This window comes from Exilispira thermophila, from assembly GCF_055389015.1.
Genome location: NZ_AP042476.1, coordinates 2506043 through 2521268 on the forward strand (window position 1 = coordinate 2506043; position 15226 = coordinate 2521268).

Here is a 15226-nt window from a genome sequence, read left to right on the forward strand (position 1 = left end):
TATCTATTTTTATCTATTTAGAATTTTGTCAATTTTAATTTTTTTAGTTATTTCAATTCTTTTAAATATTTTCAAAAAACATTTTGTGCAATTTCTTAATAGATTCCTCTAAAAATTTATCTTCTACTACAATACTCAAGTTAATATTAGAAGAACCATAAGTAATCATTTCAACAGGTATATTTTTAAGAGTTTTAAAAACTGTTTCTAAAAAATTTTCAATAATTTTAATGTTTTCTGAAACTAATGCAATAATTGAAACATTTTCTTTAATTGTTATATTAGCATATTTTTTTAGTTCTTTTATAGCATCAAGATTAACAATTTTGGAATCAAGTGTTAAAGAAACACTAATCTCAGAAGTTGATATTAAATCAACTGAAATTTCATATTTTGATAATATCGAAAATATTTTTGCTAAAAATCCATAAGCATTTAACATTCTTGTTGATTCAATGTTAATCATTGTTACATTTTTTCTAAATGCTATAGCTATTAAATTTTTATTTTCCTGTTTATTGCTTGCTATTCGTGTACCAGGTTCATCTGGTGAATGTGTATTTTTAACATAAACTGGAATATTTTTATTCATTGCAGGTAAAATGGAGCTGGGGTGAAGAACTTTTGCACCAAAATATGCAAGTTCTGCTGCCTCTTTAAATGAAACCTCTATTTGTGGATATGCATTTTTTACAACTCTAGGATCAGTTGTATATATTCCAGATACATCAGTCCAGATTTCTATCTTTTCAGCATCTAAAATTGACCCAATTATAGATGCTGAATAATCACTACCCCCTCTACCAAGAGTAGTTGTTTCACCAGATTTAGTAGATCCAATAAAACCTTGAGTTATAATAATGGTGTAATTTTTAATAAAAGGGATAAGAACTTTTTCACTTTGATTTTTTATTTCATTAAAATCAGGGGTAGCCTGTGAAAAATTAGAATCTGTAATCATAACTTCTCTTATATCAAACCAGCTTGATGAAATATTATTCAGCTTAATTTTTAAAAATGATGAAAAAATCAATGTAGAACATAATTCTCCTGTTGCTAATATTGAATCTTTTGCTTTGGGTGTGATTTCTCCAAGATAATACACTCCTTTAATCAAAATTTCCAATTTTTTAAAAAGGTCGTTTATTGAATCAACAAGTTTATTATCTTTTGTTAAATCAAGATCTTTTATTATTTTAAAATGTCTTTCATATATTTTATTTTTTGTTTCCAGTGCTTTATTAAGGTCATTTTTTAATGCAAAATTAATAGTTTCAAGTAATTGATCAGTAGTTTTTGCAGTTGCTGATAAAAAAATAATAAGATTTGTATCTATACTATTTGTAATAGTTGTTTTTATGATCTTATAAACATTATTCATCGCTATAGCATCAGCAACAGAGGTCCCACCAAATTTTAAAATTTGTATTTTACTACTCATATATTTTTTCTCCCTGAATTGTCTTAAATAAAATATCTTTGCATTAATTTTAATAATTGTGAAACATAATCAATATATATTGAATAAATTTATAAGTTTAAAAGTAAAATTGTCAAGATTTACTACTTAACCATAAATTTCAAACAACTTTTGTTAAAATGAAAAAATGGTTAAAATTTTATGATTTTTTCAAATTAATATTATTAAATAACTTTCGCAAATAATGTTTGTGTTAAATAGCTGTTGAAAGCAAAGTGAATAAAGACACCATATTTAAAATAATTATCTAAATTTGAGGAAAAAAATTATAAATTTTCATTAATTTCTATTTAAATACTTATATTTGTCGAATATGAAAAACTATAAAATTATTTAAAGTTTTGTTGATTTTTTTTTAAAGTTGTGATAAAAAAATAAAGTATAACAGAATTTTCTTTTTTATTTCTTCTTTCTTCTATTTAAAAATCTTTATAAATATTTCAAAGGTTAAAAAGGAAAATTCTTTTTTATTAATTATAATTGTGGGGGAGTAGATGAAAGTGAAGTATATTAATTCAAAGTATGGATTAGAATATTATTTACATTATTTTGTTTTATTTTTATTAGCCTTATTAGTATTTTCATTTTTTTATGGTTGCAATCCATTAAAGAATGTAGATGTATCAAATATACATATTGAACAGGTAAATTTAAATAAACTAAGTATAAACTGGTCTAATCCAGAAGATTTTAAAAATGTTTTAGTTGTAAGAAGCCATAACACAATAACATGGGAACCTGAAAAAGGGAAATTATATAGTATTAATGATGAGGTATCAACTGATGTTAGAGTTGTTTATACAGGATCAGATTTATCCTGTGTAGATACAGTTGATCCAACAAAAGATTATTATTATAAAATTTTTGGATATGATGATGATAATGTAAATTATTCTAAAGGGATAGAAGGGAGCATCCATTTGAAAGTTTATACTTATATAGCTGGAACATATATGCTTTCTGATACTGAGTATATAGCAAGTTACTGGAAAGATGGTCAAAAGGTTGAAATTGGAAATGATTTATATGAAATGGGTCTTAACTCCTATGCAACTGCAATTGATATTGACGAAGATAACAATATTTATGTTGCAGGATACTATTTTAATGAATACAATAAAAAAATATTTTGTTACTGGAAAAATGGAGAAAGGATAGATAATTTTATTTCTTTTCCATCAAACTTGGACGATCAAACTTTTGTAATAACAGCTATTAAAATTTTTAATGAAAAGATTTATATTTTAGGATATTGTAAATATAATAGCTCTACAATATATACAGGAGTTTTGTTCGATGGAACAACATTTTTTGATTTAGAACCAATTATGAATATAGGGGATACTTATGCTTATGCATTAGATTTTGATGAAACTACTGGTGATATTTATATAGCTGGAACTTCTTCTGCAAGTAATAGTTTGGGTTGTATCTGGAAAATTGATGTTAATAATAGTAGCGACTTAATAGAACACACTTATCAACCTGATGGTTCTCAAACATTATATCAGGTTGTTTATAATGATTCTAATGTTTATTCAACAGGAAGTTCAAGTAATTTAAGTTATTGGAAAAATGCAGATGCAGTATCAATTGAAAATGATAGTGGTTTATTCCTTTCAAATCCTTTTAAAATTGTTATTGATAATGGTAATTATTATATGGCTGGAGGATTTATAAATGATTCGGCAACTATAGGAAAATATGGTTTTTATTTAAGAAAATATATTCAAAATTCTCCTTATGAAACTATATGGGAAACAACACCTGATTATTCAGGTCAATCATTTATTCAGGGATTATTTTTAAAAAATTTTGTATTATATTTGGCTGGATTTTTATATCCCGGTGAAAGTAAATATTTTTATTATAATGATGTTTCTAAAGAGATCCACATAATAGATGATAATATCTATATCCCGGATTATGATAGTGATCCAGATAGTCCAGAATGGTATTGGAATAATATTGCAGTTAGCTCACAATAAAAAGTATAATAAAAATTGTTATATTATGTAAAAATTATAATATTATAGTATTTTTAATTATCATTATTATAATAGTGATCCAATAATTGATAAATCAGGTTTAAATAATTTGGGTTTAATATGCTTTTTTTTATGCATTATATAATTTTTTTATGAAATATATGGATTGATGAATTTTTTGTTATTTCTTTGAAAAAAAATAGGTGCAAAAATTGGGGTAAAAATTTTTTATTATAATTAAATGTATCAAGTATTATATTAATAAATATTCCAAGAAGTGCGTATTTTTGTGTATAACTGTTTTCTTCTTTTCCAAATAAAAATTCAATAGCATAGAGAAACAAAATTAACCAGTTTAATATATTAAAAAAATAGTAATAAAAAGGCAACTTTAATTTAAATGATTCCATAAATAAGAAAAGTGAGAAGAAAAAAATTGAAGCAAAAACCAATGCAGAACCCATCCTATGAATTGTATTATTTATTGTACAGGGAGATAGCATCAAGATAAATCCAGCTCCTCCAGTATAAAATAGTTTTGACTTTCCTTTCGAATGTTCTTCATATTTTATGCTAAATTGGTCATTATTGTTATTGTAAGTTTTGTTAAAATTATGACCTTTATTAAGATATAAGTCTTTGTTAAGTTTATTGTCACTGTATAACTTTCCAATATTGAAAAATAATATTGAATCAATAATAAGTGTTAATTCAAAAATTATCATACTAAAATAGTTATTTTTCCCATCAGGTGTAAATGGGGAACCAAGATAAGATAAAGGATAGTTATGTATATTGTAATTTGAATAAAAAATTATAGCATTAAATCCAATAAAAATGATATTAAACCATATTATGAAAATTAGATTGTATTTTATAATTGGATCATTTATAAGAGTGCCATTATCCTTTTTCATTTTAATATTATTTAAGTTTTATTAATATGCCAATCTATGCATAAGATAATAAAAATTAAAAAAATGGTCAAATTCAAAAAAATAAAATAAATTTGAAAAAGATGTCAAAAACTTATAAAAAAAGATTAGATACTTTTGAAAATGAATTCAAAAATTTATAAAAAAAGACTAAATCCTTCTGAACAAAATAGTAAAAACCCAGATAAGAATATAAAATATATTAAAAAAATAATAGGTTAAAAAAATGAAAAATTAGGAAAATTTATAAAATTAAAAAAGTGAAAAATTATTAAATTTTCTTTAATTTTTGATATTTTTTGATATACCAAATTTTTCTTCTTTTTCGATATTACCTTCAGGTTCAATATGTATCATTATATCATAAATGTTCTCAATGTTTTTTTTTAAATTTTTCTCAACAATTTTTGAGATATCATGAGCTTCTTTAATTGTAAAATTTCTATCAACTTCAATGTCAAGGTCTATTACATAAAGATTTGCAAGTTTTCTTACTCTAACTCTATGAGGGTTAATAACACATTTTGTGTTGTTTAATATTTCAAATATTTTATTGTAAATGGATTTATCATTAGTACCTTCCATGAGTTCATGTATGGTATCATTTAATATTGTAATTCCTGTATATATAATATACAAACCAACAATAGCAGCTATAATTCTATCAAGTAAAGGATATTTTAAGATATGTATTATTATAAGCCCTATTAATATAGTTGAAGAAATAATGACATCATTTTCCATGTTCTTTCCATTAGCAATTAGCATTTTGCTATTAATTTTTTTTCCTGTTTTAATTTGTGATAAGGCTAATAAGATTTTTCCAATAATAGAAATAATAGTTATGTATATTGCAAGAATAGAAGGAAGGGTTATTGAATGTTTAAAGATTATTTTTATAATTGAGTTATAAAATAATTGAAAACCCATAATGATAATAATAATAGCTAAAATTGAAGTTGAAATGGTTTCCGCTCTGAAATATCCATAAGGGTGTTCTTTATCAGGAGGTTTAGAAATAATTTTAGCTGTAAAGAGAGTTACAATTGATGTTAAAATGTCTGAAGAAGAGTCAATTCCATCTCCAATTACAGCATAACTTCCAGAAACAAAACCAATTATAATCTTTAATATTGCTAAAATTGCATTACCTATGATACCAATCCATGAAGCTTTTTTTATAACATTAATTCTGTTATCATTTAGGCTATGGTCAATATCAATATTTTTAGGGTTAGCATAAATCTCTTTATTTTTTCTATTATCAATTTCAAAATTATTAGTTTCATCCAGACATTCTTTTAGTTTTTTCCTTTTTTCTTCAATATTCATAATATCCCTTGATTATAAATAATTTCATTCTTCAATGATTTCTTTTAATTTGCTTGATAAAGTATACAAATCAAATGGTTTTTTAATATATCCATCTGCTCCCATATTTAAAAGCTCTTGAACTTCTTCATTAAGAGCAAATCCTGTTGTAATTAAAATTTTTATATCAGGATTAATCTTTTTTAAATTTTTAAAAGCAGTTTTGCCTGACATTTCTGGCATATTTAGGTCCAATAATATAAGTTTTATAATATCTTTATTTTTTTTGTAAATTTCAACACCTTTTCTACCATTTTCAGCAACTAAAACATCAAATCCAAGTTTATTTAACATTTTAGAAAATACATTTTGTAAAATTTTCTCATCATCTATAACTAAAATTGTTCCAGATCCTGAAATTAGAGAGCGCTCTACTTTTGAAATCTTGGTTTTAACCTTTTTTATGTTGGATGCTGGTAAATAAACATTAAATATGCTACCTTTCCCCTTTTCACTATAAGCAGTAATTATTCCATTATGGTTTTTAACAATACCATATACAGTTGCAAGTCCAAGGCCAGTTCCAGTTTCTTTTGTTTTAGTTGTAAAAAATGGATCAAATATTTTATTTAATGTTTCTTTATCCATACCAATCCCATTATCCTGCACCATAAGTTTTATGTATTTCCCGGAAGGTATATTGTAATGAGTTTTAGAAAATTCCTCATCAATAAAAAAGTTTTCAGTTTTAATTAAAAGAGTTCCCCCATCTAGCATTGCCTGTGTTGCATTAATACAAAGATTAATAATGATTTGTTCAATTTGTCCTGGATCCCCTTCAATGGAATCAATATCTTTTGATAAATCCAGTTTAATCTTAATATTTTTTTTAATTGTTGGTTTAAGCAAGTTAAGAGCTGAATTTATTATTTCATTAATATCAATTGCTCTTTTTTCAAGTTTCCCTTTTCTGGAATAACCTAAAAGATTTGAAATAAATTTTTTTGCTCTGTTTCCACCTTGCATAATTTGTTCAATATATTCAATAAAATTAGGTTCCTTTAACTCTAACCTTATAAGTTCAAGATAACCAAGCATTCCTCCTAAAATATTATTTAGGTCATGAGCAATTCCAGAAGTAATTAATCCGATTGCTTCCATTTTTTGTTTAATAAATAAATTTTGTTCTAATTTTTCCTTTTCTGTAATATCAATCAAAATTGCAATTATATATTTTGTATTTCCAATATCATGAGTTGTTATCATCAAATCTAAAGTTTTTTTATTATTAAATTTGGTTATGATTGTTGTTTTAAAATGGGAGATTGGGTTTTTTCCATTAAGTCTATCTCTATACCTTGTAGCTAAAATTTTTTTTGAGTCTTCTGTCATAAAATCAAAAACAGTTTTTTTATTTAAAATTTCTTCCATATTATATTCAGTAATTCGGGAAACAGCTTCATTTGCATAAGTTATAAGCCCTTCTTTTCCATTGATATTGGTATACATTATTATTCCAATTTTTAACTCAGAAATAGCATCAAAAATATGTGTTAAATAATTTTCTTTTTCTTGTGTTATATCAAGGGAAAACCCATTAATCAAAACGAAATCTTTTTCCTTCTTAAAAGGGTATGCAAAATCTTTTAACCATATGATTTGGCCATTTGCTTTCTGAAATCTATATTCTCCAGAATATTCTTTGTATAATTGAACTTCCTGTCTTAAATTAATAATAACATTCCTATCTTCAGGTAAAACAAAATTAATATAATCAATATTTGAATATAAAATAATTTCTGGAGAGATTCCTGTAACTTTAGTAAAAGAAGGAGAAAGATATGTCAATTCATGATTTCCATTGTTGTAAATTTTTAATTGCCATATAAACAGGTTTAAAGAATTAATAATAAAATTAAGTTGTCTAACATTTTGATCTATCTCTTTAAATAATTTAATTTTATCAGTTATATCAATTCCAGAACTAAAAATTTCAATAATATCTCCATTTTCATCTTCTATATAACTATTATACCATTGAATAATCTTTTTTTGATTAAGTTTAGTGTATAGAGGGCTAACAGATAATTTTGTAGCTTCAATTTCTTTTAGTTTTATCTTATTAAAAAGTTCTTTTACTAAAGCTTCTGATTCTTTTTTATGGACTTTTTTAAACCAATTTTTTCCAAGTAATTCTTCTTTTTTGTAGCCTAGTAGTTTTTCTCCTTGCTTATTAATATATATAAGGTCTCCATTTATTTTTTGAACAATAAAAATGTTTCCAATATTATCAAGATAGGTAAGGTATTTATCTCTTTCATTTTTTAGTTTTGAAGTTAAATCTGCAATCTTATTGTCCATTTCATCAAAAGTCAATATAACATTTTTTGAAAGTGGTTTTAAGAATATATAAATTAAAATTAATATGATAATGTAAATAACTGTAATGTATAAAGAAAAAAGCAAAAAATTCCCTTTTGTTTTAAAGAAATAATCTTTATTATTAATTTTGAATCCAATAATCCAATTTGAATAATTTATTCTTTTAAAATTATATAAAAAATCACCTGTTTTATAAAATTTATTTGAAGTTCTATGAGAAGCTTTATTCAAAATTTGAACAAATTTAGTATCATTAAAAGTTTGATAATCAGAATATTTTAAAAAAGAATCTTTTTCTGTAATCAAATATAATTCTATATTGAGAGCAATATTATTAATAGAATAATTTTGAGATAGAAGATTATCTATTGAAGAAGATTTGTAAAAAACTAAAGAAAAACCAAGATATTTAGAATTATTATCCAGTATAGGAGAAAATACTTTTATAAATTTTTTATTTTTTACTTTAACAATATTTTGTACAAATGATTTATATGAATAATAGCCAGGAAGATTTAAAAATTGGGAAGGGATATTTTCATCATTTCTAAAGATAATTTTCCCATTTTTATCAAAATAAAAAATTGAAACAATGTCTTTAAAATAATTAGAATAATATCTGTTTTTCTCTTTTAAAATATCAATTAGACCTTTGCTAGATATTTTCCCTTTATAAAAGTTATTTAAACTTTCTTTAACTGTTTGAGATGCAGAGATAAATTTTGCTTTTTCTTCATAAGTAGAAAATAATTGTTCTATATTAGTACTTTGAGATTGAAAAAAATAATAATAGTTATTATTTAACATTTTTACATTATTTTTGTAATTTGGGAATTCAATTAAAAAAATTAATATTAGTCCACTTATAAAAAATGCAAATATTATTTTTATAAAGATTTTTTTAATTAAAGATTTAGATTTTTTATCCAAAAAATAACCCTTTTTTATTTTGTCTTATTTTTTAAATCTATATAACATAAATACAACAATAATTTATTAAATTCAAGTAAATATATTAATTAAAAAAATGCTTGTTTAAAAAAATAATTGTTGGTAAAAATCAAATGTAAGAATGAAGTCCACTGAATAAATAAGAAATTCCAATATAAGTAAAAATTAAAATTAGAAAAGATATAATTGTGATTATTGCTTTTATTTTAGGGTTTTTAAAATGAAAATAAAATGATATTGAAATCCACAAAATTAAAGCAGAAGTTTCTTTTGGATCCCAGCTCCAGAAGGTTTTCCATGTATAATCAGCCCATATACTACCAGTAATTAATCCTATTGTTATAAGAATAAAAGCTTTGTAAATCTCTAAATTTAAAAATTTTGCAATATTATTTATCTCATTTTGAGAAGCTGGTTGAGGTAAAGGTGATAACTTAGCATTTTTATTTATTAAATATAATAATCTGATACTAAAAATAAAACTTAACAAAATAGATGTGTATCCAAGAAAAAAAGCTGGTACATGTATTATTATCCAGAAAGATTTTAATGAAATATCAGCAGAAGTTATAACTTTAAATTTTATAGGTAAAATTAAAGCAGCAAAATATATAATTGCAGGTATTAGAAAAATTAAAGCTTTTATAAAAGGGTTAATATATTTTATAAAGATAATATCAAGCAAAATTAAAGAAGAAAAGAAAACAAGAGTTTCAAAAAGTGAAACAAAAGGGTAGAATCCTGAAATCAAAATTCTAATAATATACCATAATGTAATTAGAACTAATGATATAATTAAAAATGGATTAAACATTTTTATTTTTTTATAAACTTTTACTATTTCAAAATAGCTGTAAAGTAAAAGAGATATAACTATAAAACCTAAAATTAAATTAAAAAATAAAATAATATTCATTTAACATCCTGAAGTTATTACTATAAAATTTATACTATTTAAATATTTGTCTTCATTTTTTTTATATAAAAGTAAAAATTAATAATCAACATTAAGAGAAAAAATAGAGAAAAATATAAAAGATATTTTTTAAAAGGGTTATATGAAACCTCAATTTTATTGAAAATATCAAAAGAAAGATCAATAATTTTGAAATCAAACTTTTGTAAAAATGAATCATTTGTATAGTTGAAATTAGTAAAGTACCCTTGATTAATAATTTTATTATTTGAATCCAATAAAATCCACTGAAAAATTATCTCTTTACTATTTATTATTTTTATAGGGTAAAAACGAAATTCATTACCATCTATTATTAAATGTACATTTTTATCTTTCTTTAAATCATAAACTTTGTTTTTCAAACTAAATTTAAAATTTATAAAATTAAAAGATATTCCATTCTGATAGAAAGTAAAATTTTTATAATAAAAAGGTTTATTGTATTTTATTGTGAATTCAATCTTATTGATATTACTTAAATTATTGATGTTGTTTATTTTGTTAATATGATATTTTTTGTTTTCATCATTCTTTGATAAAGAGTTATTGCTATAAGACAAAAAGCAGGTTGATACAATTTGTTCATTGGTAATATTAATATTTTTTAATGTAATATTTAAATTTTTTGCATTTTTAATTAAATCTTTTTTTAAGTTCTGGAAAGGGGGTGTTAATTTAAAAAAAGAATTTATATTTATTTTGCTATCTTTTTTTATGTAAATTTCAGTTTTAATGTTTAAAAATAAAGTGAGAAAAAATAAAAAAAATATAAAAAGTAAAGGAATATGTAAAAATAATAATAATATTTTATGTTTTTTTTTGATAATTGTCATAATAATAAATTAATGTTTTATAATTAATTATTTATAATTAATGTATAATTCTTTATAATCAATTTAAATAATTACTCTTAAAAATCGATATTTAAATTTAATAATTAATATTTATATAATTAATATTTATTTTTATATTGAGTTCTAAGACAACCCAATTGTAAATTTTAAAAAGAAATAGTGTTTTTACATTTTAATTGATTTTACAATATAAAAATTAATGGGGTTTTTCTTTCCTTTAATTTTTTTGCCTGTTACTAATTTCGCAATCACTTTATCCTTAACTTTATTGTAAACATTTTCTGAAATCAATATCTGACTTGGTGGTGCAATACTACATAATCTTGAGGCTACATTAACAGTATCTCCAATAATTGCATATTCCAATCTTTTTGAATAACCAATATTACCAGCAATAACCTCTCCACTATTAATCCCAATACCAACTTTTAAACTTTGATGGGTTTCTTTATCTATTTCAATTACTTTCATTATCATATGGTAAGCTGCTTTAATTGCATCTAATGGGTTGTTAAAAACAGCCATAATTTCATCACCAACAAATTTATCTATATCTCCATTATACTTTTCAACAATTTCAGATTGACCCCCAAGGATTTTATTTAAATTTTCAACAACAACTTCTGGTGAGTGGCTTTCTGAAAATGAAGTGAAACTTCTAATATCAGAAAACAAAACTGTCACTTCCCTTTTCTCCCCAAAATTGGATTCTTTTTCAGAAACGGATGAAGATTTTATAAATCTTTCAGTAGTATTTGAAACATATCTTGATAAAATAAATCTTTCTTCTAATCCCTTTATCATTTCATTAATTTTATCTCCAAGTTCTCCTATTTCATCATTTTTTTTTAGTGGGATTCTAACTTTAAAATTACCCTGTCCTACAATTTTAACAATACTTCCAATAGTTAAAACAGGTTTTAAAATCATTTGTCTTATCATAAAGTAAAGTATAACTATTAATATTAAGCCTATTGAGGAGAAAAATATAATTAAAAAGTTTCTTGTTAATTTAATTTTACGAAAAATACTGGCAGTTGAAATTTGAACATCAACAATTCCTCTTATTGAATGATCAGAGCCATGACATTTCATGCAACTCGCCTGATTGACAATAGGATAAAAGAATTCAACAACCATTTCATCATCTTTTGAGTTTTGAATTGGAGATGAGGTTTTTAAAATAGTATTAATTTCAATTAAATGGTGTTTTAATTCTTCAGAGCTTCTTTTATCTTCAATTCTAGGAGTTTTTTTAAAATATTTTGTACCAATATTATTATTAACAGTATCCATTGTTGCATAATCACTAAATGCAAGTTCTCCATTTCGTCTTAAAATAGTTATTTCATTAAATCCATATATTTGTTTTAGTTGATTCATTGTATCAACTACAATTGGGGCCTGTCCATCAAGCATAAGATTTTTTAAAGCAGTGATTAAAATTTGCACTGATAATTCAATATTTTTAGATGTTTCATCAAATAAATTTTCTCGCTGATTATTGTATACAATAATAGTTGAAGAGATAAAAATAATTAATAAAGTGATAAAGATAAAAGTTAGAATTTTAAATTGTATAGAATTAAGTTTTACAAATTTTTTATTTTTTATTTTTTTATCTATAGTATTTTTTGATATATTGTCATTTTTGTTATTATTGTTTTTTACAATATTTTTTTTTGCTTTATTTTTTATTAAATTCTTTTTTTTTAGACTATTATTTTTCATCTTCTTGTTCTCCAAGCGTATGTATCATAACATAGTCATTGTTTTCTCTGGCTTTATGGCAATTAATGCACCCTTGCAAAATTCCTGATGCAATAGGTTTCCCATCTTTATCATATTTTGCCCAGAACCAGTCATTATGTTCAGGGTCAAAACCTGAAACCTTGGCCATAATGGTGTAACTATCAAATTCTTTATTTGGAGTGTAATTTTCTTTGACAATTATACCATTGTCGGGAATTCTTTTTGAAGTTATTGGTATAGCATCTTTTATTTCCTCTGATATATAAACTTTGTGATAACTTCCATGAGGGACCTGTCCTTTAAAGAATCCTTTTAATCCGGGCCAATTACTCCATCGTTTATAATTATCTTCCTGGGTTATTCTTTTCCATAATAGATCAGCAGAAATATTATTTTTAGTTAATTTTGTTTTTGAAATATTTGTTTTACTTTCTGAACAGGAAAATAAAACAAATGCAAAAGTAAATAAAAGTAATAAAAGAACCCCTTTTATTTTTTGTATTGAAAATCTTTTTATTAACCTTTTTTTTGACATAAAATTCTCTTAATTTAAAACTTCTTGAAATTTTAACCATTTTATAATATTATAATATAACAATCTAATTTGTAAAATTTTTATTTTTTTTTATTTTAACATAGAATGCTCCCCAATGACTTTCATAAGCAGGAGCTTGATAAAAATAGTCAACATATTTACTGGTTTTTAATATATTAAGTACAATGTTTCTTAAAACCCCTTTTCCTTTGCCAGTAATAATTTTTACTTTATCTGTTTGTTTTAAAAAATTTTCTTCTAAAAATAAAGGGACTATTTCTTTAACATCTTTTGGATGAAAAAGGTGTAAATCTATTTCGTCATATTTTTCTTTTTTCATTGTAATAACCCAAATGTTTTTTTATAATTTTATAAAAATAGTAAATGTACATAGATAGTAATGTAAAATATATAAATTGAACTGTTTAAAAACAATTAGATTGCTCTTTTTTTTAAATTTATTTTCATATTTATAAATTATATATCTAATTATTACATTAATTTTTATTTTTACAAATTTCAAAAGACATAATGAAAAAAGTAAATAAAAATTATTTGAAAATAAAGATTATATATATATAATCTTAAATATGGGATATGAATATTATGATCATACTTCGGATATTGGTATCAGGGTATATTCAAATGATTTAATTAATCTTATCTCTGATTCTGTTGAAGCAGTATTGAATTATATTTATCCTTTTAAAGAAAATAAGATTTTTGTTAATAAAGAATATTTAAATAATCTTGATCATGTAATATTTAAAAATGTTTTAGTAGAAAGCGATTCAATTGAATTCCTTATTATAAAGATTATAAATGAAATATTGTATCTAATAGATATTGAACAATCAATTGTATTTGAATTTCATATAAATTATTTAATAAAAAAAGGGAATAATTTTTTATTTTCCGCAGTAGTGATATTAAATAAAAAATTTGAAAAAGAAAAAATTAATGAAGTAAAAGCTGCAACTTTAGGAAATATTAAATTATCTAAAGATAAAGTTTCAAATAATTATATGTTCCAATTTGTGATAGATGTATGAGTAATCAATATCAAAAAGATGGATACATTATATTCAACAAAATTAGTCAAGATAATTCTCTTTTAATAAAGTTTTACGATTTTATAAATAAAAACTCAAATATTGATTTTTATAAAAATGGTGACTATATAGAGCTTTTTAATGATAAAATTTATAATTCTTTTGAAAGTATTTATTCTGAAGGTAGGAGGGTAAATAAAAAGAAATATGATACACATAAGAATAAAGATTACTCTATAAAGAATATTTTTAAAAAATTATTTTCATCAAAATTTGCTGCTATTAATATCCCAATTTTTTATGTTAAGAAATTAAAAAGATTTTTTGTATTATTTACTTTAAGAAATAAGAAATTATCGAATCATCCCGGAGAATTTAGTTTTCCTGGTGGAAAGTTAGATATTTTGAAAGATTTTTCATTAAAAAACACTGCAATTAGAGAAACTTTTGAAGAACTTGGATTAAATTACAATATTAAAAATTTGATTTTTAATAGAGAAATTTTATCTGCAACAGGATATTTTATAAAAAGTTTTATATCATTTATTGAAATAGAAGATTTAAATTTTTTCTATAATTTAAACATTAATTCAAATGAAATCGAAAAAGTATTGATTATAGATTTACTTACATTTTATATCTTTTCATTATTATATAATGCTAAATGGGAATTTAAAAATAAATTGTGGAATTTAAAATGTTTTTGTCTTGCAAAACTGGAAAAGCAGTTTTTTAATTTTCAGATTTTAAATAAAAGTGATAATAATATTGAAATTTTATTTGTTAACAAAAAAAAGGGAATAAATGAAATTTTACAGGGGTTAAAAAGAGGTACAAGAGGAAATTTTCAAACTGAAGTTATTAATTATAAAGTTAAATTAAATGAAATTATCTGGGGGGTATCAGCAGATTTTCTTTATAATCTGTTAAATGATTTAATAAAATAAATTTATAATTATGAAGTTAAAATATATATTTAAAATATTATAAATTAACAAAAAAAACTGCCCCTTTTTTTGAGGCAGTTT

General features: G+C 22.6%; 12 protein-coding genes. 3 read left to right on the plus strand and 9 right to left on the minus strand.

What is annotated here, in order from left to right:
* Positions 1-61: 61 nt before the first annotated feature.
* Positions 62-1441 carry a lysine-sensitive aspartokinase 3 gene (gene lysC, locus ACZ5EC_RS10640; RefSeq protein WP_464302463.1) on the minus strand — a complete coding sequence of 460 codons (1380 nt, stop codon included), beginning with the start codon at positions 1439-1441 and terminating at the stop codon, positions 62-64.
* A 533-nt stretch (positions 1442-1974) separates the two neighbouring features.
* Between lysC and ACZ5EC_RS10645 the strand changes: the two genes are divergently transcribed.
* Positions 1975-3468, plus strand: a complete 1494-nt coding sequence (locus ACZ5EC_RS10645) for a hypothetical protein (RefSeq protein ID WP_464302464.1) — start codon at positions 1975-1977, stop codon at positions 3466-3468.
* Between the two features lie 137 nt (positions 3469-3605).
* On the opposite strand, the gene ACZ5EC_RS10650 is transcribed toward ACZ5EC_RS10645, so the two are convergent.
* The 8 genes from ACZ5EC_RS10650 to ACZ5EC_RS10685 all read right to left on the minus strand — a co-directional run bounded on the left by ACZ5EC_RS10650 (position 3606) and on the right by ACZ5EC_RS10685 (position 13486).
* Positions 3606-4385: a hypothetical protein gene (locus ACZ5EC_RS10650; protein WP_464302465.1), complete on the minus strand. Its 780-nt coding sequence runs from the start codon at positions 4383-4385 to the stop codon at positions 3606-3608.
* A 300-nt stretch (positions 4386-4685) separates the two neighbouring features.
* Positions 4686-5735 carry a cation diffusion facilitator family transporter gene (locus ACZ5EC_RS10655; RefSeq protein ID WP_464302466.1) on the minus strand — a complete coding sequence of 350 codons (1050 nt, stop codon included), beginning with the start codon at positions 5733-5735 and terminating at the stop codon, positions 4686-4688.
* Between the two features lie 24 nt (positions 5736-5759).
* The gene (locus ACZ5EC_RS10660) at positions 5760-9026 is read right to left on the minus strand and encodes a hybrid sensor histidine kinase/response regulator (RefSeq protein WP_464302467.1); all 3267 of its coding nucleotides are present in this window, start codon (positions 9024-9026) and stop codon (positions 5760-5762) included.
* 130 nt (positions 9027-9156) lie between these two features.
* On the minus strand, positions 9157-9963 hold the full coding sequence (ccsA, locus tag ACZ5EC_RS10665; protein ID WP_464302468.1) for a cytochrome c biogenesis protein CcsA: 807 nt from the start codon (positions 9961-9963) through the stop codon (positions 9157-9159).
* A 38-nt stretch (positions 9964-10001) separates the two neighbouring features.
* Positions 10002-10838 (minus strand): hypothetical protein, encoded by an 837-nt coding sequence (locus tag ACZ5EC_RS10670; protein WP_464302469.1) that lies wholly within the window; start codon positions 10836-10838, stop codon positions 10002-10004.
* Positions 10839-11024: 186 nt separating this feature from the next.
* On the minus strand, positions 11025-12590 hold the full coding sequence (locus ACZ5EC_RS10675) for an adenylate/guanylate cyclase domain-containing protein (protein ID WP_464302470.1): 1566 nt from the start codon (positions 12588-12590) through the stop codon (positions 11025-11027).
* A complete protein-coding gene (locus ACZ5EC_RS10680) occupies positions 12580-13146 on the minus strand; it encodes a cytochrome P460 family protein (RefSeq protein ID WP_464302471.1) in 567 nt (188 codons plus the stop codon). The genes ACZ5EC_RS10675 and ACZ5EC_RS10680 overlap by 11 nt, the downstream gene beginning before the upstream one ends.
* A gap of 64 nt (positions 13147-13210) precedes the next feature.
* Positions 13211-13486 (minus strand): Smr/MutS family protein, encoded by a 276-nt coding sequence (locus tag ACZ5EC_RS10685; RefSeq protein WP_464302472.1) that lies wholly within the window; start codon positions 13484-13486, stop codon positions 13211-13213.
* A gap of 250 nt (positions 13487-13736) precedes the next feature.
* On the opposite strand from ACZ5EC_RS10685, the gene ACZ5EC_RS10690 reads away from it, so the two are divergent.
* Entirely contained in the window at positions 13737-14198 is a 462-nt protein-coding gene (locus tag ACZ5EC_RS10690) for an archease (RefSeq protein ID WP_464302473.1), read from the plus strand.
* On the plus strand, positions 14195-15145 hold the full coding sequence (locus ACZ5EC_RS10695) for an NUDIX hydrolase (RefSeq protein ID WP_464302474.1): 951 nt from the start codon (positions 14195-14197) through the stop codon (positions 15143-15145). Before ACZ5EC_RS10690 ends, ACZ5EC_RS10695 begins: the two co-directional genes overlap by 4 nt.
* Positions 15146-15226: the final 81 nt, after the last annotated feature.

Excerpts from the sequence above, each read along its gene's own strand:
- ACZ5EC_RS10685 (WP_464302472.1), bottom strand. The coding sequence starts at position 13,486 with ATGAAAAAAGAAAAATATGACGAAATAGATTTACACCTTTTTCATCCA.
- ACZ5EC_RS10655 (WP_464302466.1), bottom strand. The coding sequence starts at position 5,735 with ATGAATATTGAAGAAAAAAGGAAAAAACTAAAAGAATGTCTGGATGAA.
- ccsA (WP_464302468.1), bottom strand. The coding sequence starts at position 9,963 with ATGAATATTATTTTATTTTTTAATTTAATTTTAGGTTTTATAGTTATA.
- ACZ5EC_RS10680 (WP_464302471.1), bottom strand. The coding sequence starts at position 13,146 with ATGTCAAAAAAAAGGTTAATAAAAAGATTTTCAATACAAAAAATAAAA.
- ACZ5EC_RS10645 (WP_464302464.1), top strand. The coding sequence starts at position 1,975 with ATGAAAGTGAAGTATATTAATTCAAAGTATGGATTAGAATATTATTTA.
- ACZ5EC_RS10650 (WP_464302465.1), bottom strand. The coding sequence starts at position 4,385 with ATGAAAAAGGATAATGGCACTCTTATAAATGATCCAATTATAAAATAC.
- ACZ5EC_RS10675 (WP_464302470.1), bottom strand. The coding sequence starts at position 12,590 with ATGAAAAATAATAGTCTAAAAAAAAAGAATTTAATAAAAAATAAAGCA.
- ACZ5EC_RS10670 (WP_464302469.1), bottom strand. The coding sequence starts at position 10,838 with ATGACAATTATCAAAAAAAAACATAAAATATTATTATTATTTTTACAT.
- ACZ5EC_RS10690 (WP_464302473.1), top strand. The coding sequence starts at position 13,737 with ATGGGATATGAATATTATGATCATACTTCGGATATTGGTATCAGGGTA.
- lysC (WP_464302463.1), bottom strand. The coding sequence starts at position 1,441 with ATGAGTAGTAAAATACAAATTTTAAAATTTGGTGGGACCTCTGTTGCT.
- ACZ5EC_RS10695 (WP_464302474.1), top strand. The coding sequence starts at position 14,195 with ATGAGTAATCAATATCAAAAAGATGGATACATTATATTCAACAAAATT.